Origin of the sequence: Rhizobium sp. 16-488-2b, from assembly GCF_017741815.1 — a bacterium.
Lineage (GTDB): Bacteria > Pseudomonadota > Alphaproteobacteria > Rhizobiales > Rhizobiaceae > Rhizobium.
This window is the reverse complement of sequence record NZ_JAGHMF010000034.1, coordinates 337,496-361,174: the sequence shown is the minus strand read 5'-3', so window position 1 is coordinate 361,174 and position 23,679 is coordinate 337,496. Positions and strand designations below refer to the sequence as shown.

General features: G+C 60.5%; 21 protein-coding genes. 13 read left to right on the top strand and 8 right to left on the bottom strand.

Going from position 1 to position 23,679, the window contains the following annotated elements; all coding sequences use genetic code 11:
• Positions 1–116 precede the first annotated feature (116 nt).
• The 10 genes from J5286_RS25120 (at position 117) to J5286_RS25075 (ending at position 9,182) form a co-directional block, all read left to right on the top strand.
• Entirely contained in the window at positions 117–341 is a 225-nt protein-coding gene (locus tag J5286_RS25120) for a hypothetical protein (RefSeq protein ID WP_209192569.1), read from the top strand.
• A gap of 144 nt (positions 342–485) precedes the next feature.
• On the top strand, positions 486–920 hold the full coding sequence (locus J5286_RS25115; RefSeq protein WP_209192566.1) for a hypothetical protein: 435 nt from the start codon (positions 486–488) through the stop codon (positions 918–920).
• A gap of 97 nt (positions 921–1,017) precedes the next feature.
• Complete coding sequence (locus J5286_RS25110) at positions 1,018–2,019, top strand: hypothetical protein (protein WP_209192563.1); 1,002 nt, start codon at positions 1,018–1,020, stop codon at positions 2,017–2,019.
• A 126-nt stretch (positions 2,020–2,145) separates the two neighbouring features.
• Positions 2,146–2,538 (top strand): hypothetical protein, encoded by a 393-nt coding sequence (locus tag J5286_RS25105; protein WP_209192561.1) that lies wholly within the window; start codon positions 2,146–2,148, stop codon positions 2,536–2,538.
• A gap of 17 nt (positions 2,539–2,555) precedes the next feature.
• Positions 2,556–2,975, top strand: coding sequence for a hypothetical protein (locus J5286_RS25100; RefSeq protein WP_209192558.1), 420 nt, complete (start codon positions 2,556–2,558; stop codon positions 2,973–2,975).
• Between the two features lie 17 nt (positions 2,976–2,992).
• A complete protein-coding gene (locus J5286_RS25095; RefSeq protein WP_209192555.1) occupies positions 2,993–5,185 on the top strand; it encodes a TnsB C-terminal domain-containing protein in 2,193 nt (730 codons plus the stop codon).
• Between the two features lie 14 nt (positions 5,186–5,199).
• Positions 5,200–6,348 (top strand): TniB family NTP-binding protein, encoded by a 1,149-nt coding sequence (locus J5286_RS25090; RefSeq protein ID WP_209192552.1) that lies wholly within the window; start codon positions 5,200–5,202, stop codon positions 6,346–6,348.
• A complete protein-coding gene (locus J5286_RS25085) occupies positions 6,345–8,147 on the top strand; it encodes a TniQ family protein (RefSeq protein WP_209192550.1) in 1,803 nt (600 codons plus the stop codon). The genes J5286_RS25090 and J5286_RS25085 overlap by 4 nt, the downstream gene beginning before the upstream one ends.
• A gap of 297 nt (positions 8,148–8,444) precedes the next feature.
• Positions 8,445–8,810, top strand: coding sequence for a hypothetical protein (locus J5286_RS25080; protein ID WP_209192548.1), 366 nt, complete (start codon positions 8,445–8,447; stop codon positions 8,808–8,810).
• A gap of 117 nt (positions 8,811–8,927) precedes the next feature.
• A complete protein-coding gene (locus tag J5286_RS25075) occupies positions 8,928–9,182 on the top strand; it encodes a helix-turn-helix domain-containing protein (protein ID WP_209192545.1) in 255 nt (84 codons plus the stop codon).
• A 39-nt stretch (positions 9,183–9,221) separates the two neighbouring features.
• On the opposite strand, the gene J5286_RS25070 is transcribed toward J5286_RS25075, so the two are convergent.
• The 7 genes from J5286_RS25070 to J5286_RS25040 form a co-directional block, all read right to left on the bottom strand.
• Positions 9,222–10,334 carry a M24 family metallopeptidase gene (locus tag J5286_RS25070; RefSeq protein ID WP_209192542.1) on the bottom strand — a complete coding sequence of 371 codons (1,113 nt, stop codon included), beginning with the start codon at positions 10,332–10,334 and terminating at the stop codon, positions 9,222–9,224.
• A gap of 1 nt (position 10,335) precedes the next feature.
• Positions 10,336–11,556: a M20 family metallopeptidase gene (locus J5286_RS25065; protein ID WP_209192539.1), complete on the bottom strand. Its 1,221-nt coding sequence runs from the start codon at positions 11,554–11,556 to the stop codon at positions 10,336–10,338.
• A 22-nt stretch (positions 11,557–11,578) separates the two neighbouring features.
• Entirely contained in the window at positions 11,579–13,210 is a 1,632-nt protein-coding gene (gene nikE, locus J5286_RS25060; RefSeq protein WP_209192536.1) for a nickel ABC transporter ATP-binding protein NikE, read from the bottom strand.
• A 10-nt stretch (positions 13,211–13,220) separates the two neighbouring features.
• Positions 13,221–14,045 carry an ABC transporter permease gene (locus J5286_RS25055; protein ID WP_209192532.1) on the bottom strand — a complete coding sequence of 275 codons (825 nt, stop codon included), beginning with the start codon at positions 14,043–14,045 and terminating at the stop codon, positions 13,221–13,223.
• On the bottom strand, positions 14,038–14,985 hold the full coding sequence (locus J5286_RS25050) for an ABC transporter permease (RefSeq protein WP_209192976.1): 948 nt from the start codon (positions 14,983–14,985) through the stop codon (positions 14,038–14,040). Before J5286_RS25050 ends, J5286_RS25055 begins: the two co-directional genes overlap by 8 nt.
• Positions 14,986–15,048: 63 nt before the next feature.
• Positions 15,049–16,599 carry an ABC transporter substrate-binding protein gene (locus J5286_RS25045; protein ID WP_209192530.1) on the bottom strand — a complete coding sequence of 517 codons (1,551 nt, stop codon included), beginning with the start codon at positions 16,597–16,599 and terminating at the stop codon, positions 15,049–15,051.
• Between the two features lie 25 nt (positions 16,600–16,624).
• Positions 16,625–17,938 (bottom strand): M20 family metallopeptidase, encoded by a 1,314-nt coding sequence (locus tag J5286_RS25040; RefSeq protein ID WP_209192528.1) that lies wholly within the window; start codon positions 17,936–17,938, stop codon positions 16,625–16,627.
• 152 nt (positions 17,939–18,090) lie between these two features.
• On the opposite strand from J5286_RS25040, the gene J5286_RS25035 reads away from it, so the two are divergent.
• Positions 18,091–18,816: a GntR family transcriptional regulator gene (locus tag J5286_RS25035; protein ID WP_245206531.1), complete on the top strand. Its 726-nt coding sequence runs from the start codon at positions 18,091–18,093 to the stop codon at positions 18,814–18,816.
• A 116-nt stretch (positions 18,817–18,932) separates the two neighbouring features.
• Here the strand turns inward: J5286_RS25035 and J5286_RS25030 are convergent, their stop codons facing one another.
• A complete protein-coding gene (locus J5286_RS25030) occupies positions 18,933–21,722 on the bottom strand; it encodes a bifunctional aconitate hydratase 2/2-methylisocitrate dehydratase (RefSeq protein ID WP_209192524.1) in 2,790 nt (929 codons plus the stop codon).
• Between the two features lie 580 nt (positions 21,723–22,302).
• Between J5286_RS25030 and J5286_RS25025 the strand changes: the two genes are divergently transcribed.
• Entirely contained in the window at positions 22,303–22,632 is a 330-nt protein-coding gene (locus J5286_RS25025) for an ArsR/SmtB family transcription factor (RefSeq protein ID WP_209192521.1), read from the top strand.
• Positions 22,633–22,851: 219 nt separating this feature from the next.
• Positions 22,852–23,679: an inositol monophosphatase family protein gene (locus J5286_RS25020; protein ID WP_209192519.1), complete on the top strand. Its 828-nt coding sequence runs from the start codon at positions 22,852–22,854 to the stop codon at positions 23,677–23,679.

The following is a 23,679-nucleotide window of genomic DNA, read 5'->3' as shown; positions in this document are numbered from 1 at the left end:
GTGTTCGACTGTCGGGGCTTTTCACGTTCGTTCTTGGTGGCCTGCCGCCAAATCCGCTGCTACCTATCCCTCATCGCAGGGCAACAAGCTCATCGCGGATTGTAAGGAGTACGCAGATGAAGATGTTTGATATCACAGAAGTAGACACGTTCAAGCCCGATATCCTCGATATCCTCGAGTACGCAGCGAAGATTAGCGACGTTGCCGATGTATGCCTCGATCGCGGGCCAAGCGCCGCCGATACATGCAATCAGAAGCTCGACGAGGCGATTAACGTTCATAATGCGGCTGCAAAGACGGAAAAGATAGTTGGCACGGTCTCCGGCGCCCCCGCCCGGTAGCCTTTACGCCCTCTAACTAACCATGATCCCAATCCTTCAAGGAGAACTGCCGTGTCGCAGAACGAACACGCATGCCCTTTGCCGTGCCTGCTCGACAAGCACGGCTCTTATCCGAACACCACGATCTCTCTGAAAGGAGCATCAATGACTAAGATCCTTAACCTCGCCACCGATGCTCCCTTCGCGAAGCCAACCTCGACCGAGGTGCACCTGCGCATTGCCCGCGCATGCCTTCGTCTCGAGCGCCGCAACGTCGAGAAGACGCGCGAAAAGATGCTGGCACTCCTCAATAAGGCGGTCGCGGAATGCGTGACGAATGTCCAGCACCAGTCCGTGCGCGACTATCATCGCCAGCTCCAGTGGACTGCTTTGAAGGAGGGTCTCGGCATCGCGAGCGTTCCATCGGAGACCACCTTCCGTCGGCGCGTAAAAAGCGCGATCACGGCGCAGACCGAAGCGCAGGAGGGTGGAAAGCGTACGATCCGCCCCAAGGAGCTCGAGGCTGTCGTCATGCAGGCTGTACTCGCCGCCTTCGAGATGATGCCGGATCGCACGATACGCCTTCGCCGCAACTGCTAGCCGACCCCGGCTAGATCTCCTCCCAATTCAAAACCTCCCCTCAAGCGTCCGGCCCACTCCGGCGACGGGAGAACTGCGCCCTCGAAAGGAGCACGAAATGAACACGACGACCAAAACCGCCCTTGGCACCACCCTCGACCACGGTCTCGCGACCGGAGCGAAACGCAGTCCGGGAAAATCGCTCGCGCCGAGTGCGGAGCGCAATCCCGACGAGGGGCGCCTCCTAAGTGGCGGCCTCCGCTCGACGACCATCCTCAATTCCTTCGCCACTTTGATGGAGAACCTGATGCGTAAGGCTAAAGCCGCGCTCAAGCGCGTACTCTACACCCGTGCCGGTGTCACTATGGACAACACCATTCCCAATACGACCACGTACCTCGTACCTGACCGCAACCACTTCGGCGTCATTCAGATGCCCAAGGACGGCTCCCCCACCGGTGAGGTGTGGATCGAGCCCGGCTCGACGACCGGCACCCGCGACGTAGATTTCGTGAGCACCGCAAGTTTCCGCGGCGCGATGAACTATGCCGACTTCAACCGCCAGCTCGTGATGGAAAGCACGATCGAGGGCCGCTTCATCGTCATCGCGATGAGCCGCCGCGACATCGTTGAAATCCGTGACCAGTGGCCACGCGTCGAATGGGTGGATCAGCACGGCGAGGTTCACGAGACCACGTTCGACTTCTGGATCCGTCTTGCCGACGGAACGTGTATCGCCGTCGCGGTCAAGCCCGTGTCGAAAGTGCGCAGCTCCGGCATTCTTGACACGTTGGCGGCGGTGCAGGCCCAGGGCATCGGCGGTTTCGCTGATCGCGTCGCTCTCGTCACCGAAGTCTACGCGAACCACGACGCCGCGTTCAATGCCGGCTGGAAGCTGCATGCCCGCCGCATGCGCAATCAGTCCGAATACCTCGAGGCGTTCGAACTGGTCTCTGCAACCAATGGCTCGGTCCGCTTCCACGATCTTCTCCAGGGCGCGAAGTGCCCTGCCGGCCGCCGTATCGCGCTCTGGAACCTCATCGACGAAGCCGTCCTGGTTCCCGTCGGTACCGGCCGCATCGACGACCTCTCTTTCCTCCGCCGCGCAACCTCCAACTAACAGGTGCTCCCAATGACCGCTTTTTCCCGCCTGCTCCGTCGCCTCACTGGCGCCGCCCCGAACAAGTCCACAGCCGCTCCGGCGGCTTCGGAACCCAATTCCCCCATCGGACAGGAGAATCCTTCCATGACTACGCCTACGCACTCCATCAGCTCGGCCGACTTCGTCCACGGCACCGCCGTTCTTCGCATGCTTGAACAGATGCGTGGCGTCGGCCACGGCGCTCAGACCAAGGCCTCGTTCACACGCAGCACGAAGATCCTCGCCCAGGCCTGCCGCATCTACCTGACGCTCGAAAGCTCGATGATGGACGACCCCAATCGTCCTAAAGGCTTTCGCTGCAACGAACTGCTCGAAGACTTTCTGAAGAAGGTCAAGACGGTGCTCCTCAATTCCGGCTTCACGACCGCGGACGAGGATTTGCCCGGCCCGCATGGTTTCCGCCGCGCTCTGCGCGAGTACGAGCGCGCCCGTGCCAAGGCGGCTCAGTCCCTCGAGTTCATCATCAACATTCACTGATTGAAAGGAGATCAGACATGACGAATCTGCTCATCGAAACTACCAGCCTGCCTACAGTTTCTCCGTCCAGCTACGCTGCTTCGACCGCGATCCGCACCATCGAAGGCGGCGTTGAATACCGCTCCTCCGGCATGACCGACGCGGAGGCTGACGGGATGACAAAAGCAATGCGTGATCAGAAGAGCCTGGAAGAATTTTGGGAGAGTTTGCGCGCCCAAACGCCCCGCCCCCGTTCCAAGCACTTGAAACGCCGCCGCCGTTCGATCTGGCCGCACCTATTCGAGGAAGCAAAGGAGGAATTGCGCTCGCTCACTTCGCCGGTCGGACGCAACGCTTTCGGCGATTACCACGGCCGCGGTCGCAAGCCCTTCTTGGACAACGCCTCCATGCAGTTCGCGGCCACCGCCCACCCAGTTCTTTCCCTGAACATCAACTGATCGAAAGGAGATCAGACATGACCAATTTTACCCGCAATTTCGTCGACGCCAGCAAGCGTTACTACTTCGCACCGACGGCGCTCATCATCATCGACAAGACCAAATACCGCACATACCAGGTGACGGATATCGGGCATGTGTTTGTCCCATGCGAGAACACGGCCATGCGCGAGTTCTTCACGCACGACCAGATCTACGATCTCGTCCACTCCGGCAAGTTGGACTTCGACCAGGATCACTTCGCCGAAGGTCGCGCAAAGTCTCGCGCGCGCTTCGATGAAGCACGCGTCGTCGATCTCTCAGACGACGAGCAGGCCCGTGTTACCTACTACGCGGCGGCATGCGACATCGTACTCCGCATGAAGGAAGAAGCCCGCGCCGACCGCAAGTTGCCCCGCGTCTCGCTTAGCGACGAGTCGCTGGACCGCATCATGCCGCTCATTCAGGCCGAGCTGGACGGCAAGCAGCGCGCCGGCAAGCGCACCACTATCACCTTGCCTGGCAAGCGTCATTTCCGTCGCATCTACAAGCGCTACATCGAAGGCGGCTACGAAGTCATGTCTCTCGTGAAGCGCTGCAGCGGCTCCAAGGGTCGCCCCAGCGTGCATGATGCGGGCGACATGCTAGTCTGGATGGAGAAGGCTGCCGAGTTTGCGGATCCGCGCAAACCGACGATGGCAGCGCTCTATCGCGAGCTCGAAGCCAAGCTCTACGAGCTCAACGCAGCCCGCGCAGCCAATGCTCTCCTGCCGCACAAGATGCCGACCCGCAAGGTCTTCGAAAAGCTTATCAAGGACATGGACGGCTTCCATGTCTGCCAGGCCCGCGAGGGTATGGATGTTGCTTTGCGCAAGTACCAGATCAGCTCCAAGGGGGTCGATGTCCAGCGCCCCGGCGAACGCGTCGAAATGGACGAGTGGACGATCGATCTGCTCAAGTGGGTCGGCTGGCTCGGCATGTTCGCCCATCTCACTGCCGAGCAGCGCGCGAAGCTGAAATCGACGCGTATTCGTGTCATTGTGGCAATTGACGTGGCGACCCGCTGCATCCTTGCTCTACGCTTTGTGCAGGGCGCTGCTGACGGACAGCATGCCATCGATGCCATCGAGATGATGGTGACGGACAAGGCTTATCTCGCCAAGCTTTGTGGTGCGACCTCGCTGTGGCCGTATCATCTGACGCCCGAGCTGTTGGTGACCGATAACGGCGGCGCCTTCAACAACTACCGTGTTCGTTCGGTCACCCGCGCCATGGGCATGATGCACATGTTCCCGCAGGCCGGCCGCCCCCAGATGCGTGGTGCCATCGAGTCGGTTCTCAAAACCTTCTCGAAGCAGTTCATGCACTGGTTCGAAGGCCGCACCTTTGGCGACATCTTCGAGAAGGGCGATCTTGATCCCACGAAGCGCGTGACGCTGGCTATGGACGAGGTCAACACGCTACTCGGCCAGGCGATCATTGATATCTATCATCATGTCCCGCACGAGGGTCTATCCGGTGAGACGCCGCATAACGCCTGGATGCGCCTGGCCATGGTGTACGGCGTCATGCCGCCGCCTCCGTCGCGCATTCGCCGCCATATCTTCGGCTCCAAGGTCACGCGCATCGTTACCGACCACGGCGTCGAAAGCTTCGGGATCTACTATCAGTCCCGCGAACTCCAGGCGTTGCGTATGAAGACCAAGGCCACGGTCGATATCCGTGTCAATCCGTACGACCTGAAAACGATCAGCGTCTGGAACGGCACCGGCTGGCTGAGCGTCGATGCGACCGCCGCCATCCCGAACGACCTGTCGATCTGGGAGTGGACGGGTGCATGCCGCGAAGTCGCACTGGAGAATGCGGAAAACCGCAAGCTTCATCTCTCCACGATGCTCGATGCAGTCAATCGTCTGCGTCTGGCCGGCGACGCGGCTCGCGCTCGCGCCAACCTCGCGACCGTCTCGATGGATGCGACCAAGATGAAGGAGCTCCAGCTCCGTTACTTCGACCCGATCACCCTTATCGATGATCTGGAGGATCGCGACCCGATCCTGGTGCCGCTCATCGTTGCCGAAGACCCGCTGATGCACGGCATCCCCGGTATCAACGATGAAATCCTCACCGTCGATCCGAACACCGGCATCGCCGGCTACGTCTCCCCCGCGCCGATCGCTGCCGCCTCCGCGGCCCCGGTCACCATCAAGTCTGCCAGCGACATCCAGCTCTAAAGGAGGGCTACGCTATGACCAATTTTGACGCCAAGAACTTTTTCAACAAGGCCGCCGCGCGTTTGCTGTCGGTCCTCACTCCAGAAGCCGCCGATCGCGCCAAGAAGCGCGGCGGTCTCTACTCGGCCTACATTACTTCCGACCGCCACCAGCGTGTCGAGCGCGCCGTCTCCAAGATCGTCGAGAACGCTGCGGCATCCGTGCACGGCACTTCTGGTCGTCGCCGCGCGCTCTTTGTCATCGGCGAAAGCGGCTCCGGCAAGTCGACGGCTCTTCAGAACACGCTTCTCAAACGCGCGGAGCTTCAGCCTTATCGCAACGAGGAGGGTGAGATGATCAGCCCCATGATCTATTTCGACATGCCCAAGCCGCTAAAGTTACGTCTCCTTGCGACCAAGATCATCAAGGCGACCGGCTATCCGCTGATCAATGCTGATCGTATTCCCGAGTACGATCTCTTCGAACTGGCGAAGCGTGTGCTCAAGGAGTACTCGGTGTTGGTGCTCTTCATCGATGAGGCTCAGCATGCTCTGAAGGAGACCGACAAAGCGACCATCCGCAACCTTGCCGACATCCTCAAGAGCTTGCTGCAGATCGAAGACTGGCCGCTCCACCTCGTCTTGGCCGGCGTACCCGCCCTGGCCAAGTTCATCGAGCACGAGCCCCAGCTCCGCAACCGCAGCCTGGTCGTGGAACTCGAGCGCGTCACCTTCCCCAGTGACCTCGAACGTATTCGTGTCATTGCACAGGGCATTATCGAAACTCACGCCGGCATGAAGGTCGACGGGGCGCTTCTGCAGGACGTGGAGGTGGAAGATGTTGAAGGGGGGCGCAAGGTCAAGAAGGTTCGCAAGGCTTTGACCGAGGATATCGTGCACCGGCTGATCCACGCTTCCGAAGGCGGCTTCGGCACCATCATCGACTTGGTTCGTATGGCCTGCGATTTTGCGATCGAAGTGGGATCGGACGTTGTCGGTCTCGCGCACTTCGTTGAGTGCTACGATTTCCTGACAGGATGCCAGCCGCACCACAACATCTTCCTGGCCGCCGACTGGAAGGACCTGACGCCTGTAGTGCCGCTTGCGGAACTGGTTGCGCGCCAGGCGGTCGCCGATGCTCGTATCGAGGCCGGTGAGCGCAACCGTAAACGAGGTGGCAAATGATGTTGAAGCCTGTGGAGGTCGCATCCTCCGAAACGATCTTCAGCATCATCGCTCGTCTTGCTGCGATCAATGGCTCGGGCAATGCCCGAGCCATGGTTCGGCATCTTGGGATCTCGTATATGGGCTTCGACCGGCCGAGCGATCCCGTGTACGAAACTCTCAGCGCCTATACGGGCATGTCGGCGGACACATTCGCAAAAGCGTCGATCCACCGGCATGACAAGTTCAGCATCAACGTTGGGGGTTCGGTCGTCAGCGGCCGCACAGTATCACGTTCTGCACCCCGCTTCTGCTCGCTCTGCGTGATGGAAGATTTGGATAGCCGCCCCGGCCGTCCAGTCGTTCGTCCGTTCGAACGGTTCTCTTGGACGATCACGGACGTTGCGGGTTGCCACAAGCACGGGGTCGTCTTGGACCGCGCGAGCGGTCCGGATCAACTACGCCGTGAGTTCGTGGCGGCTGTTTCCGAGCGAATTTCGATGGTGGAGTTCAAAGCCAGTCGCGTTGAGCCCCTTGAGCTTTCCAAGTCGGACCGCTACTTCGCCGCTCGCCTCGATCACGAGGCCGACCCCGTTCCCGATCTCGATGCCCTTCCCTACTATGTGGTCAAGCAGCTTTGCGAACGGTTAGGGGTCCTCGATGCGAGCGGTCCCAATGCCCATGTTCCCACCTCCGTTGAAGAATTGGCGGTCGTCCGTGAACGCGGATTTAATCTGATCGGGGACACCGCAGGCAGTCTTCGGTGGCACCTCGAAAATCTGACAAGTGCGTTCTGGCATTCGTCGCGTCCCAAAGGCGCCCAGCATCTATTTGGGAACCTCTACCGCTATCTGGACAACCATCAGGACGACGACCACAAAGGTCTGCGCGATCTACTTCGGGACGTCGCCACAGACGCCCTGCCTATCGGTCCAACGGATTCGTTCTTGGGATCACCGAGAAAGCGGCGGTGGCACAGCGTGATTTCTTTCGCACGCGAATACGGCATCAGCCCACTCGTGGCCGAAGGTAACCTTACCCGAGAAGGCTTCATTGCTCCGCAGAATGGCTTTCGCCGCGAAGCTCACAGCAGGATCGTTTTTGATGCAGAACTGGCCGAGCGCGCATTCCCACGCCAGGAGTTGCTGCCACGTATGGATCTAGTGAAGCGTATGAGGTTGGAGCGGCTGCGGAACACCGCGATCTTCGCAAAGCAAGGTCCGAATGCATTGAAGCCTCGTCCGGACCCCGCAGGTATCAATCGCCTCTACTCGATCACCGAGGCGGAGAACCTGCTTGCGAAACTCACTCGCGCTGCAGGTGAGGTCAAGACGCCGGACATGCGCCGGATTCACGAAGCTGCGGGTCCAGGCTTGTGCTTTGTCGACGATGTTATCGAAATGCTCGCCGACGGCAAACTCGAACAGGTGTTCTTCGTACCTGATCAGTTCTTCGAAGGGATTCACGTCTCGACGAAGGAGCTTCGTGCCAAAGCTGACGGGCCAGATCAAGGTTGGGTATCTTGCTACGACGTGGCCGAAGAGATCGACATCTGCGAAGCGGACGCGATGGCGCTGATGAGGAAAGGGTTTCTGAAGTCTCAGCCCGTTCAGCATCGGAAGCAGACACACTTGCTTACGACGAAGGAGCTGCTGACGGACTTTCATCGCCGCCATATTTCACTCACAGCACTTGCAAAACTTAAAGGGAAAAAGCCGACCGAAATGTTCCGTAAGCTCAACAACCGCAACATCGTTCCGGCCATAGACGCCAAAAGTTGCCAATCAAGAATTTACTATCGACACGACGTCGATCAATAAGATCCAAGAGAGCCAGCCTTATCAAAACCCGCCCTCACCGGCGGGTTTTTGTTTGTCTTGTTAACGGATAGCTTTAAGAAACCGGGCTATCGTTACAGGTGCGAAACTCAGGTTTTAGGTACATTTCGCAGGATACGACGACGTAAAATCAATGACTTAGATGGCAATCGCGGACATTGTCAGCGTGCCGGATCACTGGCCGAGTCAAAATCGTGACTTGGCGAGCCGACCGACGCTTATCGAAACATTGAAATTGGCGCTCCGAGCCACGATCTACATGGGACAAGGAGGCTTCCAATGACGTCAATCATCATCGTGCTCTGCGCCGCTTTGTGTGCGTTTTCCATCGCGCGATATTTCGCGGCCAGAACGCGCCTCGTTGAGAAGAAGATCGATGAGGCTATCGCCCGCAAGCTGCGCGCCTCTCCCGTCTTGGCCGAGATGCAGGAGATCCGGGAAACAAACGCCGTCATGCGCAATCTGCTGATCGATATGGTCGAAAACGAAGCCTCGGCCGCGCCGACCGATATCCAGACAGCCGATCAGGAACGCGCCTACAAGCTTCGCCATCAGAGGCGGCGCGAGATTTTTGGCGAGGCGGTCTTCGTGCTTCAGCGCACCGAAGGCGCCCGCGCTGGCAATTCTCAGAAGACCTTAGGCTGAGCGGCTCGGCTGCCGAGTGAACCATTCCGTACAACGAATAGTGAATTCAGTGGCATTGCAATTGTTAGCGCACCACCTAAATTGTGTCGGAAAGTGGACACATTTGGAGAAGCGCACATGTCACGATCCTACGGCAATATCGAGGATTCAAACGTTCCAACGCCATTGACGATCGACCTTGGTGAGGCTGTGCGCTCGGCAAGACACGTGGCCGGCTACAGCATTGAGCAGGTGGCCGTGACTTGTGGGCTGACCGAGATGGAAATTGCCAAGGTCGAAGCCGGCCATGAAGGAGATAAGCGCCTCGTGACGCGGATCGCCAAGGCGCTCGGGATTACCGCGACCGCATTGTTCCCGACGGTCGCGGCATAACTCGCCTTTGTTAGCCGGCGCCGCACCTAAGCGTTTCCTTTAAAGGATACGGCGCGGGCTGTTTGTTAGCCGAATTCCACCACCCCTCCTGACGACAACAGTCTCGCTGAAGCCGAGCCCTTGTGCCGTGGCGTAAAGATGGAAGACCATGCCCTCTTCCAGCGGCCAGTCCGAGGTCGGCAGGAAGACACCGGAAAAATCGCTGGTGCGCGGCGTGCGGGTGTAAAGCCCGAGCGTGTAGGCCGTGACATTGTCATAGACGGGACGCAGGCCTGCAGCGAGCGCGCCCTGACGCATGATCGCATCGACGTCGCTGGCGATAGCGCCCGGTTTCATTGCGGCGATCTGGCGGTCCTGCAATTCGATTAGCTTTTCGGCAGCGGTCGTGAGTTCTGCTGACGGCTTGCCGACCACGATCGGCCGCATCATCCGCGCGCCATAGTTTCCGACGCGGGGAATGAGCTCGACATGCAGCACGTCGCCCTCTTCGATCGCCTCGGTCTTGAACACGCCATGCAGGAATTCATGGCTGCCGGAAGCCTTGACCACCGGGCCGACCTCGCCGGTATCTGCTCCTTCGCGCAGGAATACGCCGGATGCGATGGCCGCCGCATCACGCGTGGTCATGCCGGGCCTGGCCTGTCTTGCGATCTCGGCCATCGCCTTGTCGGCAATCGCGGATGCTTGGGCAAGCACGGCGATCTCTTCTTGCGATTTCACCCAGCGCAGGCTGTCGCTCAGTCCCGGCATCGGCACGAAAGTCGCTTCCGGCAGAAGCGCCTGCAGCCGCATGAAGGTGGCGGCACTCATGCTGTAGGAATTGGTGTCGAGCCCGATCCGCGCCGCGCCGAAGCCATGGTCGCGAATGCTTGCGGCGACTGCCGCCTGTGCTTCCTCTGTATCGGCAAAACCGACGACATCGGTGATCCAGCACTTTTCCCGGCACGGCGCTTCGTCGAGCGCGCGCAGGGCAAACCAGGCTTCACCCTCGCGCGGCAAAAAGGCCGCGCGATACATGGTTTCGGAGACGGTATAACCCGTCAGCCATGCCAGCAGCTCGCCGCTGTCGGCGAGAAGTAAATCCGCGCCGGAAGCCGCCATGGCCTCCCGGGCGAGAGTGATGCGACGATCATATTCCGCCCGGGAGAACATCTTATGCCACCTCGCAGATGTCGAGGATGGTCAGCATGTAGACGCGGATCATGTCGAGGAAGTCGACGATGTCGACGCGCTCGTCGGGCATGGTGTTGTAACGGCCGCCCGGACCGCAGACGATGCCTTCCATGCCGAGCTCATGATAGAGATGACCGGCATCGGTGCCGTAGAAGCGGGTCGGTGTGATGGCGCCGGTCGGCTGCTTTTCGCCGCGCACGGCTTCATAGGCAGCATTGATCGACTTGACGATACGGCTATCCGGCGAGACCTCGAAGGGCGGCATCAGCGGGCGGCCTTCGATCATCTCAGGCACCAGCTTGGCCTTCAGACCCGGGAAGCGGCCTTCCAGAGCGCGCAGTTCGCGGTCGAGATCGGCAAGAACGCCTTCCTGCGTCTGGCCGGGCGCGTAGCGGCACGAGCCCTTGAGGCGGACGAAATCGGCCACCTGTGGCGGACGCCATTCTTCCAGATCACGGCCAAGCGCGCCATGGACAACGCCGACATGGCCGCGATTGATCGAACGGTGCACGTCGCTCTTAGCGCCACTGAAGGTCATGGCATTGATGCGCGGGATGATATCGCAGGCGGCTGCGATCGCATCGACGGATTCTTCGCGCTTCGACAGATGGCGCGTGTCGCCGGTCAGTTCAATGACATAGCTGAGTGCTGCCGCATGCATGGTGACGGCAACAAGGTCGCTCGGCTCGCTGTTGATGAAGTAGTCGGCCTTCACGCCGCTGTGGATCGCCGCCAGCGTGCCGACGCCGCCTTGCAATTCACCGACCACGAAGGTGAGCGTCACGTCGCCCTTCAGCTTGACGCCGGCATCGAGCAGGGTCTTCACGGCGCAGAAATAGGCGGCGTCACCGGCCTTCATGTTGGAGACGCCGATGCCGTAAATGAACTTGTCGTCGACGAGGCCGGCATAGGGATCGACTGTCCAGCCTTCGGTCACCGGGTTGGTATCGAGATGGCCGTTGAACAGCAGGCTCTTGCCCCCGCCGGTGCCCTTCAGTCGGCCGATCGTGTTGAAGCGACGGCCTTCGTCGAACGGCTGGAGTTCGGCTTCGACGCCGATCTTCTCAAGCTCCTTGGCCATCCAGCGGGCGAGATCCTTCTCGCCTTCGGTTTCCGAATGGCTCTTGTGCTGGACCATCTTCGACAGGAAATCGAGGCAGGCCTTTTCGTCGATCCGGTCCAACAGGGACTTCGGGTCCATTGTCATGCTCCTTGATGCGGTATCACTGGTATTGTGCGGCGGCGCGCGGCACCGCCTCGATCAGGCGGCGCGTGTAGTCCGCCCGGTCTGGACTATCGATCTCGTCGGCCTTCACCACCTCGATCAAGTCGCCGCGATACATGACGGCGATCCGGTGGGCGATCTGGCGGATCAGGTTGAGATCATGGGTAATGAACAGGTAGGCCGTGCCGCTTGCCTTCTGCAGTTCGAGTAGAAGCTCCACGACGGAGGCCTGGACGGACACGTCGAGCGCCGATGTAATCTCGTCGCAGATGACCAGCCTCGGCTTCGAGGCAAAGGCCCGGGCGATCGCCACACGCTGTTTTTCGCCGCCGGAAAGCTGGTGCGGATAACGGTTGGCATGGGTGCGCGGCAGGCGCACCTGTTCCAGCATGTCGCCGATCTGCTTCTCCATATCCTTGCCGTCGCCGAACAGCTTCAACGGGCGCGAGAGGATTTCGGAAATCTTCTGGCGTGGATTGAGCGAGGCATCAGGATGCTGGAAAATGATCTGCACATCCTTGCGATAGGCATTGTCCATATCGCCGAGGCTTCTGATCTCACGACCGTCGAACCAGATCTTGCCCTCGAACCGGTTGAGGCCGGTCATCGCCTTGGCCAGTGTCGATTTGCCCGAGCCGCTTTCGCCAACGATGCCGAGGATCTCGCCCGGACTGACGCTGAGGCTGATCGCGTTGTTGCCGGTGACGCGTTCGGTCTTCTTGCCGGTCAGTGCCGCCAGGAATGGCTTGCGGCCAAAATGCACGCTGACACTCTCAACCTTGACCAATAGCTTGTCGCCGGCGGCCACCTCGTCCTTCACCAGACGATGAGCCGGATCGGGAACCGCGTTGATCAGCTCGCGGGTATAATCCTGCTGCGGGTTGGTGAAGATGTCGCGGACATTGCCCTGTTCGACGATATCGCCACGCTTGATCACGGCCACACGGCTTGCCGTGCGGGCAACCAGGGCAAGGTCATGCGAGATATAGAGCGAGGCGACACCCGTCTCTGCCTGCAGTTCGACGAACAGGTCGAGGATCTGCCGCGAGGTAATCACGTCGAGCGCCGTGGTCGGCTCATCGAAGATGATGCATTCCGGGTTGCAGGCGAAGGCGGACGCGATAACGACGCGCTGCTTTTCGCCGCCTGAAACTTCATGCGGCATGCGGTGCATCATCTGCGCCGGCGTCTTAAGGCCCACATGAGCCAGCCGCTCCTCGCCCTCCTTCCACGCCTGCTGCCGCGTCAGGCCGCGGTGGCGGACGAGAACTTCGGCCAGCTGCGTGCCAAGCGACAGCGTCGGGTTGAGCGACGTGCTCGGGTCTTGGAACACCATGCTGATGCGGCGGCCCCGAATGGCCTCCATCTGCCGCTCGGAATTATCGAGCAGATTGTCACCGCCAAGCAGGATGCGTCCGCCCGGTTCGCGGGCATTCTTCGGCAGGTAGCGCATGATCGACCAGGCAAGCGAGGTCTTTCCCGAGCCGCTCTCGCCGACAAGGCCGAGGATCTCGCCGCGACTGATGGAGAGGTCGATATTCTTCAGCGCGTGATACGGGCCGTTGGAGGTCTCGTAGTCCAGCGAGTAGTTCTCGATCGCGAGAACCGGCTTGTTTTCCGTAATGGTCATGGGGGTCACCTCAAGTCCGCGGATTGAGGGCATCGCGGAGACCGTCGCCCAGGAGGTTGAAGCCGACGGCGACGATGGCGATCGCCGTGCTCGGCCAGATCAGGATGCCGGCGGAAAGATGCATGTAGCGACGGGCTTCCGAAACCATCAGGCCCCACTCGGCAGCCGGCGGCTGTGCGCCGAGGCCGAGGAACGAGAGCGTCGCAAACAGCATCACGGCGAAGGAGACGCGGATGGTCATCTCGACGATAATAGGCGCAATCACATTCGGCAGCATTTCGCGGCGGATGATGTAAGCGGAGCTTTCGCCGCGGGCGATTGCCGCATTCACATAGTCCTGCTTGCGCACCGACAGCGCCACGCTTCGGGTGATACGGGCCATGCCCGGCGCAAAGGCGATGGCAACTGCGACAAGCGCATTGACCGTGCTGGAGCCGAGAAGATTGACCACGAGAAGCGCGAAAAGCAGGCTCGGGATCGACATGACGGCATCGATGGTACGCATGATGAACTCGTCGGCGCGGCCGCCGAGGAAGGCCGAGGCGGTGCCGATCAGTGCACCGATCAGGGTGCCCACGATGGTGGCGAGAACCGCCATGACGACTGTGGCGCGCGCGCCGATCAACAGGCGGCTGAAGATGTCACGACCATACTGGTCGGTACCGAGCCAGTAGGCGGCGCTCGGTCCCTTGTAACGGGCAAGCGGCGACAGCTTTTCCGGGTCGTAAGGCGCGACCATCGGGCCGAAAATGACGATGGCGAGGACCAAAACCACGAGGAAGGTGCCGATGGCGCCCTGCGGCGTCTTCAGAAGACGTTTCATGAACTCAGTCATACTGGATCCTCTTGTCGAGCCAGGCATAGAGGATGTCGGCGATAAAATTGACGATCGAATAAGTGGCGGCCATGATCAGCACGCCTGCCTGGATGGCGGGCAGATCGCGCGCCTGTATAGCGACGATCAGCTGACGGCCGATGCCGGGAATGGCGAAGATTTCTTCGACAACGATGACACCGCCGAGAAGATAACCCACATCGAGCGCGACGATGGTGATCGTCGGCAGAAGCGCATTGCGCAGCGCGTGGCGACGAAGCACATGTCCACGCGTCATGCCTTTCAGCCTTGCCGCGCGGATATAATCCGTATGCAGCACATCGACGAGTTCGGAGCGCACCATGCGCGAAACGTGGGCAATCAGGATGATCGAAATGACGCAGACCGGCAGGACGAGATGCGAAATGCCATCGACAAAATCATCCGTCAGCGGCACGTAACCTGTCGGTGGAAGCCATTTCATCCAGTCGGCGAAGATGAGGACTGCAAGCGTTGCGGTGACGAATTCAGGCAGTGCAACGCCGGCATAGGAGATCAGGCTCACGACCATGTCGGCGACCTTGCCGCGCCGTATGGCTGCGATGATGCCGAGCGGAATGGCAAGGATCAGCATCATGCCGATAGATAGGAAGGCGAGCAGCAGAGAGCGTCCGAGAGCCTCGAACATGACCGGGCCGACCGGCTGGCCGGTGCGCAGCGAGGTGCCGAGATCACCTTGCAGCACATGGCCGAGCCACGTCGCATATTGTTGCCAGATCGGCTGGTCCAGACCCATGCTCTGGCGCAGCGCATCAAGCGCATCCTTGGTGGCGTTTTCGCCCAGCATCATGACGGCGGCGTCGGCGGGCAGGATCTGGGTGATGGCGAAGACGATGAGCGACACGACGAGAAGCGTGTAGACAATCATCACCAGCCGCTTGGCTATGTAGTTCGGAGACAGGGGCGTGTTCCTTGGTCAAGAGGGCCGGACGCCCGGTTCAGGCGTCCGGCGAAGTTGACGTCATCAGCCGCGCTTCGGCGCCTTGTCGGTGAGCGAAGCGTAGTCGAGGCGGAAAACCGAAGCGCGCGGATGCGCTTCGAAACCTTCGACCCAGCTGCGCTTTGCGGCCAGAACGTCGAAGAAGGACGGGATGATCGATGGAACATCCTCGTTCATGATTTCCTGGGCCTTGGTGTAGAGTTCGGTGCGCTTGGCTTCGTCGATCGTGCCGCGTGCCTCGGCGATGAGTGCATCGAATGCCTTGTTGTTCCAGCGCGTTTCGTTCCACGAGGCGTCCGACGTGTAGAGAAGCTTGAAGATGCCGTCGGGCGTGGGCTGCATGTTGTAGAAGCCGACGTAGAAGCTGCCCTTCTTCCAGACCTGCTCGAGATAGGTCGCGTGCGGCATCGTCTGTACGTTGATGGTGACGCCGGCTTCTTTCGCCATTTCCTTCAGCGCAACGGCGAGCTGCGTGCGAACCGCCGGGCGATCCGACGCGATAAGGGTTGCTTCGAGACCGTTCGGGAAACCCGCTTCAGCAAGCAGTTTCTTGGCTTCCTCGATGTTCTTCTCGCGCTTCGCCACGTCCTTGAAAAAGCGGTAGGAAGCATTGAGCGGCGTGTCGTTGCCTTCGGTGCCGAAGCCTTCGGTCACGAAGCCAACCATGGCCTCGCGATCGACCGTCAGCGCGATTGCGCGACGAACGCGGGCGTCGTTGAACGGCGCCGTGTCGCAGCCGAAGTTGATGTTGCAGAACTGGCCGGACGGCGTGCGCAGGCCGACGAGACCGTCGGTTCCGTCGATGCGCAGGAACTCGGTCGGCTGGATCGTCGAGATGACATCGATATCGCCGGCGATCAGGGCCGAGGTTTCGGCCGAATTGTCAGGGAAGACCTGAACTTCGACACGGTCCAGATAAGGGCGCGCCGGGTCGTAGTACTTCTCGTTGCGTTCGACCACGATCAGGCGGTCCGGCTCGTAAGATACAAGCCTGAACGGACCGGTGCCGACAGCCTTGGTCGACAGGCTTTTGAGATCGCCCATGGCGATCGCGGCGGGGATGATGCGCGCATTGGTGTAGGCCATGGCGACCGGCAAGTCGGCATAAGCGCCCGAGAGCTTGAACAGCACGGTCGCATCGTCGATGGCGACGATGTCGGAGATGGGGCCGACATTGTTGCGGCCGGGCGACGCCGTTGCCGGATCGAGGATGGCCTTGAAGGTGGCGACGACATCATTTGCCGTGAAAGCCGAGCCGTCGTGGAAGGTGACGCCGGTGCGCAGCTTGAAGGTCCATTCGGTCAGGGCCTCGTTGGGGCTCCAGCTCTCGGCAAGATCTGGCTCGATCGACATGTCGACCTTGAGGCGCGTCAGGTTGCTGTAGAGCAACTCGGTGACCATGTATTCGGGGTTGACGCGCGTCAGCAGCGGATGGATGACGCTCGCCGCCTGATCGATGGAAATACGCAGCGTGCCGCCTCTTGCAGGCGTTGCCGATTGCGCCAGGCCCAACGCCGGCGCGGCAAAAATGGCGGCGGTGCCGGCCAGGAAGAAGCGGCGTTTCATTTCCAACATGTGTCAGTTCCCTCTTTTGATATGACTAGATGCGGTGTTCTGGAATGGCGTCGGCGGCGAAATCGGCCGCGAGATAGGCGAGAATACTCTTGGCCAGCGCGACGATATCCTGTCGCGTCGTGTGTTCTTCCGGGCTATGAATGCAGCTCTCAGGTCGGCCGAGGCCGCCCAGAAGCACCTCGGGGCCGAAACCCGCCTTTTGGACGTAGCCAAAGTCCGAGCAACTCGCCGCGCCCCACTTGTGAAAATCCTCGGGCTGATAGCCGAAGCCCAGCGACAGTGCCTGCTGCCAACGAGGCCAGTGCGGACCATCGGGATCGTCGGTCGGGATGAGGTGCCCCACGATGTCGATGGCTAGACCGAGATCGCTGCCTGCGACACAGTCGCGGATCGCAGCCTCGACTTCCGCCCTCGCCTGCTCGTAGCTCTCTTCCGGCGCATAGCGGCGGCTGACCAGGATCTTGATCTCCGCCGGAACCTGACCACCGGCCGTTCCGCCATTGACCGCGGATATCGTCAGCTGTGGCCGCAGCGGCCCGCTGGCATGCGGTGGCGGCGCCAGCTTCGACGTGCGGGTAGCCACGATGGGTTTGAGGGCCGCCAATGCGTTCAGAACCGGCAGCGCGCCTTCGATCGCGTTGACGCCGGAGCCGGTGCGGTTGCCCTCGCCGGCATGAACAGCATGACCGGTAATCGTCACCTGGAGATTGAAGATGCCGAAGCAGCCGGCCCAGACGCGCGGTGCGGCAGATCCGTTGAAGTTGAGGATGTGGCCCTTGAGCATGTCCTGCTCGGCCAGATAGCGAATGCCGGGGTAGAGCCCACCCTCCTCGTCGGTGCAGAGTAGCAGCATCGGGTCGTAGGCAAGCGAGGCTCCGGCTTCCTTGGCTGCGCGCAGAGCCAGAAGCGTTGCGGCGATCGTGCCCTTCATGTCGGCGGCGCCGAGGCCGTAGAGGTTATCGCCCTCGACCGTCAGCGCCAGCGGATCGCGTGACCAGCCCGGGGCCACCGGAACGGTATCGACATGGTAGTAGAGACCACAGATCGGGCGGCCGGTCTCGCGGCTGGCGATGAGGTTGGTGCGCTCGCCAGAGGCCGGGCCGCCGGCGACATACCAGAGATCGCGAGGAACCGTCACCCGCTCGAACTCAAAGCCAAGCGGCGCCGTCAGTTCGGTCATCAGATCAGCAAAGGCGTCATAGCCAAGACCGGGTGGAAAGGACGTATCGACAGCCACCATGCGCGCCAGATCCTGCACAGCCGTCTCGATATCGCGCTCGATCACTGCCATGGCCAACGCGAAAGCGTCTTGATGCGGGACAGATTTCGGCTCAGACATGGTACGTCCTCGGCATGCATGCGCCGGCTCGTTAGCTTGCGCTTTCATATAAACTATATAGTAATACTGCTTACATCCATTCCATGAGTCAACTCCAAAGAAGAGGCAAATAATTGCCTGACTTGCCCATTATTTCAGCAGATGCGCCGCGATTGAGCGAGTTGTCCGTCCCGCTCTATGAGGTCGTCAAGCGCCAGATCACAGAGGCGATCATGCTTGGGAAACTCGCTCCGGGCTCTGTCCTGCCGAGCGAAGTGGCGCTGTCGCAAACCTACGGGGTCGCCGTCGGCACTATCCGACGCGCATTGATGGATCTCACCAATGACGGATTGCTCAGCCGGCGTCGCAAGACCGGCACGATCGTCACCGGCCGACAGCCGCAACACAGCCTGCGCTTGTTCTTCCAGTACTTCCGGCTGCATGGTCTCGATGGCTCGCTGCGACAATCGGTTACTCGGGTGACTGAGATCGCGCGCGGGACGGCTTCGGCGCAGGACGCGCGAAAGCTACAGATAGATGAGGGCGCCGAGATCGTGACATTTCACCGCGTGCGCAGCGTCGACGAACGGCCGATCATGCATGAAACGCTGACGCTACCGCTGTCACGCGTGCCGGACTTCCCCGACAGGCCGGAGGATATCCCACCGCTCTTCTATCTCCACCTGCTGGACGCCTACAACATCCGCATTTCAGCGATACGCGAGCAGATCGGGGCGGATTTGGCGACGGAACAGGATGCACGTTGGCTTGATCTGCAGCAGCCTTTCGCAGTGCTGACGATTGACGAGATCGCCTACGATCAACTCGCGGCTCCGGTTCTCATATCCTCTCACCGCGCCACGACCGCCAATCATCGCTACGTCAACGAAGTGCAGTGAAGCAGCGCGCCATTTGGTGAATGATTGATCGCAACAACCGCCGATAATTCATTGTCCCAAACAAAAAAAGGCCCCTCAATGAACTGCATTGAGGGGCCTTTTTGTCAGATCAGATCTTAGTAGTGGACGGACCGGCTGTCGATCGGCGTCGTCTTCGGCGGAGCGAACTTCGTCAGGTTGATGCCTTCGACGGCGACGCGATACTCCTCGATGCTCGGCGTACGACCGAGGATCGCGGAGAGAACCACCAGCGGAGTCGAGGCGAGCAACGACTCGCCCTTCTTTTCCGCCGTATCTTCAACGACGCGGCCCTGGAACAGACGGGTCGAGGTGGCGAGAACGGTGTCGCCCTTTTCGGCCTTTTCCTGGTTGCCCATGCACAGGTTGCAGCCCGGACGCTCGAGATAGAGGATGTTCTCGTACTCGGTGCGGTTCGCGGTCTTTGGCTTCACGTCATCGAATTCGAAGCCCGAATACTTCTGGAGAATTTCCCAGTCGCCTTCGGCCTTCAGTTCGTCGATGATGTTATAGGTCGGAGCGGCGACGACGAGCGGAGCCTTGAACTCAACCTTGCCCTCGTTCTTCTCGATGTTCTTCAACATCTGCGCCACGATTTTCATGTCGCCCTTGTGCACCATGCAGGAGCCGACGAAGCCGAGGTCCACCTTCTTGGTGCCGCCATAGTAGGAGACCGGGCGGATTGTGTCGTGGGTGTAGCGGCGCGAGACGTCGGCATTGTTGACGTCTGGGTCGGCGATCATCGGCTCGTCGATCAGGTCGAGATCGACGACGACTTCCGCGAAATACTTGGCGTTATCGTCCGGCGTCAGCGCCGGCTTTTCGCCCGAGCGGATGTCGGCGATACGGCGGTCGGCCTTGGCGATCAGGCCCTTCAGGGTCTGCGCTTCGTTATCCATGCCCTTGTCGATCATGATCTGCATGCGCGACTTGGCGATCTCCAAGCTCTCGATCAGCGTCTCGTCTTCGGAGATGCAGATAGAGGCCTTGGCCTTCATCTCGGCCGTCCAGTCGGTAAAGGTGAAGGCCTGGTCGGCGAGCAGCGTGCCGATATGGACTTCGATGATGCGGCCTTGGAAGACGTTGTCGCCATGCTGCTTGAGCATCTGTGCCTGGGTGGCATGCACGACGTCGCGGAAGTCCATGTAGGGCTGCATCGTGCCCTTGAAGGTGACCTTGACCGACTGCGGGATCGGCATGGTGGCTTCGCCGGTGGCGAGCGCCAGCGCGACAGTGCCGGAGTCGGCACCGAAGGCGACGCCCTTCGACATACGGGTGTGGCTGTCGCCGCCGATGATGATGTCCCAGTCGTCGACGGTAATGTCGTTCAGCACCTTGTGGATGACGTCGGTCATTGCATGGTAGCTGCCCTTCGGATCGCGGGCGGTGATGACGCCGAAGTTGTTCATGAAGGACATGAGCTTCGGAATGTTGGCCTGGGCCTTCTTGTCCCAGACGGATGCCGTGTGGCAGCCCGACTGATAAGCGCCGTCGACCAGCGGCGAGATGACGGTTGCCGCCATCGCTTCCAGTTCCTGCGCGGTCATCAGACCTGTCGTGTCCTGGGAGCCGACGATGTTGACTTTGACGCGCACGTCGGAGCCAGCATGCAGCACCTTGCCAGGTGTCACGCCAACAGCGTTGCGGTTGAAGATCTTCTCAACAGCGGTCAGGCCCTGGCCGTCGATCGCGATTTCCTTGTTCGGTGCGAAGACCGGGGTCGCTTCGACGCCGAGCGTCTGGGCGGCGAAGGTCTGGAGCTTCTTGCCGAAGACGATGGCGTAGGACGAGCCGGCCTTCATGAACTCCATCTTCTGTGGCGTAAAGGAAGAAGCGACATCGACCAGCTCGTTGCCGGCTTCGTCGCGCAGCTTCTTGTTCTTCGCGTCGATCTTCAGCACGGTGCCGGTTTCGACCGAGAACTTCTGCTCGAGGATCGGGTTGCCGTCATTGTTGAGGATCGGCTTGCCGCTGTCGTCGAGCTTCTTCACCCAGTTCTTCAGGTTGAGGCCGATGCCGCCGGTAACGTCGACGGTGGTCGCGAAGATCGGCGAGATGCCGTTGGTGCCGGCGACGACTGGGGCGAAGTTGACGAAGGGAACGTAGGGGCTTGCCTGCTTGCCGGTCCACAGCGCCACGTTGTTGACGCCGGACATGCGCGAGGAGCCGACGCCCATCGTGCCCTTTTCTGCGATCATCATGACCCGCTTGTCCGGGTGCTGCTGCTGCAGGGCGACGATCTCGGTCTGTGCTTCAGGCGTGATCATGCACTGGCCGTGCAGCTGGCGGTCGGAGCGCGAGTGCGCCTGGTTGCCGGGAGAAAGAAGGTCGGTCGAGATGTCGCCTTCGGCGGCGATGAAGGTCACGACCTTGATCTCGTCTTCGACATCGGGAAGCTTGGTGAAGAATTCGGCCTTAGCGTAGCTCTCGAGAACGTCCTTCGCGACGGCATTGCCGGCCTTGTAGGCATCGCGCAGGCGGAACATGTCGGCGTCGTAGAGGAAAACCTGGGTCTTCAGCACGTCGCCGGCCTGACAGGCAATTTCGGCGTCATTGCCGAGCGCTACGTCGAGCAGCACTTCGACCGACGGGCCACCCTTCATGTGCGACAACAGCTCAAGGGCGAATTTCGGCGTGATCTCGGGCACGATGGTCTCGCCCAGGATGATCTTCTTGAGGAAGGCGGCCTTGACGCCGGCGGCACTCGTCGTGCCCGGCAGCGTGTTGTAGATGAAGAACTTCAAAGCATCGGCGCGATATTCGCTGCCGGCATCCTCGATCAGGGCAATGATTTCGCCGGTCAGCGCGCCGTCATCGATCGGCTTGGGGGCGAGCCCTTGAGTTTCTCTGCTTTTGATTTCGGCCAGGTATTCCAAGTACAGGTTCATCGCAATCCCAACGTCATGGTGTGTGGGGCGCCGACGCGCAGCGCCACCGAACGGCAGTGTTCATCAACCGAGGTCTTTACAGCTTTCATGCGCGTCAACCAAGGCCGTCCGTGCAGATACCTCAATTCAGCAAAAAAAATATTACTTTAGATCGACCAACACCGATTTTCAGCAACAGCCGCGCCCGCATGCAGGACGATGTTTGGCCATGACATCGTCTGCCGATGCGAGTGCGCTCGGCAGCTAGAACTCTAACTTTTCATGGGTTTGGAGCGCAGTCGTTAACCATCTTTTCAACACTGTGAACGATTGTGGCAGAGTAACTTCAACCGGGTGAACATGATGTCCACTATTCCATCACAGCATGGCCAGCCGCCCCTTATGGCGGAAAATGCGCTGTTGCCGCCACGGCTTCGTTCCGCCGGCTTCCACATTGGCTTCCAATCCATTCATCCGTCGACCTTCGCGCGACTGCCCGCCGTATCGGGCTAGTCGTTAAATTTCGTGCTTAAACTTCCGGGGACGGCGGACCGCGCGATATCGTGGACGACGATTCCCGCCTATTCATTGGGAAAATCATATGCAGGAAGACAATCGGAACCCGCAGAGCATTGCTGCTCTGGCGGAGCAGCTTGCGGTTCTCGGAAACGCCAACCGCCTTGCGATCCTGACCAACCTCGCCGAGGGCGAGATCCAGGTCAACGTGCTCGCCAAGAAACTCGGCCTCGGCCAATCGGCGCTCTCCCAGCATCTCGCGATCCTGCGTGCCTGCGAATTCGTCTCGACGCGGCGCGCCTCGCAATCCGTGTTCTATTCGTTACAGCCACGCTCGATCGCAGCGACGCTCGCAAATGTTAGGGATCTGCTGGTTGGCTCACGCGATGGCGAGGCGGAACGCGCGATCGGGTAGCTCTCGGCAGAGCTGGGTCGCCGGGCGCGCGCTGGAAAGCTTCGGCGCGGGCAAGGCGAACGACCGTCATTCCGCGAGCTATCCGGACGCAAGCCGATTTGAGGCGTGCCAAGGTTGGCCTCAACATCATGCTTGGAAAGCGCCGCGTACGTCACGAAATCGTCACGCGGCTCTGCCATGCGTGCTGGCCGTATTGCAGTTTCATCACCCGGGTTCCCAATGACATCCTCCCTCGTCTCCTCGCGTCTTTCTCCGACCGCCTCCCCGCGCCTGATCACTCTCGCGACGACGGTCGTGAAAGCCGGCGAAACGGCTCGCCGGTCGTTGCAGCGCCGGCGCATCAGCGATGTGGTGTCGAAGGGGCCGCGCGATTACCAGACAGAGATCGACGTTGCTGTCGAGCGGATCATCGTGACCGATATGATCGCGGCCTTTCCCTCCTACTCCATCAAGGGCGAGGAAGACGTCGGCAACCGGGTGGTGGGTGCGGATGCCCCGATCATCTATATCGATCCGATCGATGGGACGACTAATTTTGCCTGGGGTATCCCGCATTTCGGCATGACCATCGCGATCGCCGAAGGCGGCCGGATCGTCGCCGGCGTGGTTTATGACCCGATGCTCGACGAGCTGTTCAGCGCCGAGCTCGGCGGCGGCGCCTATCTCAACGGCGAGCGCATTTCCTGCGTCGACAATGCCGATATCGAAAACGTCGTGGTCGGCGCTGGTCTGCCGGTTCCCGGCCAGGTCAAGGCCGTTGCAGCGGACGTCTATTTCGAGGCTTTGAAGCGATTGATGGGCAACACCGCCGGCGTAAGGCGGCTGGGGTCGGCGGCATTGTCGATTGCTTACGTCGCAAGCGGCCGTCTGGACGGTTTCTTTGAGGATGGCCTATCGAAGCATGATTACGGCGCGGCCGCGCTATTGGTGACAGAAGCCGGAGGCACGGTTTCAGCCTTCAAGGGCGGCCCCGTCACGGCGAACGGCGACATTCTTGCAGCCAACACCGCGCTGCACCCTTGGCTCGTAGAAGGCTTCGAGGGCTAA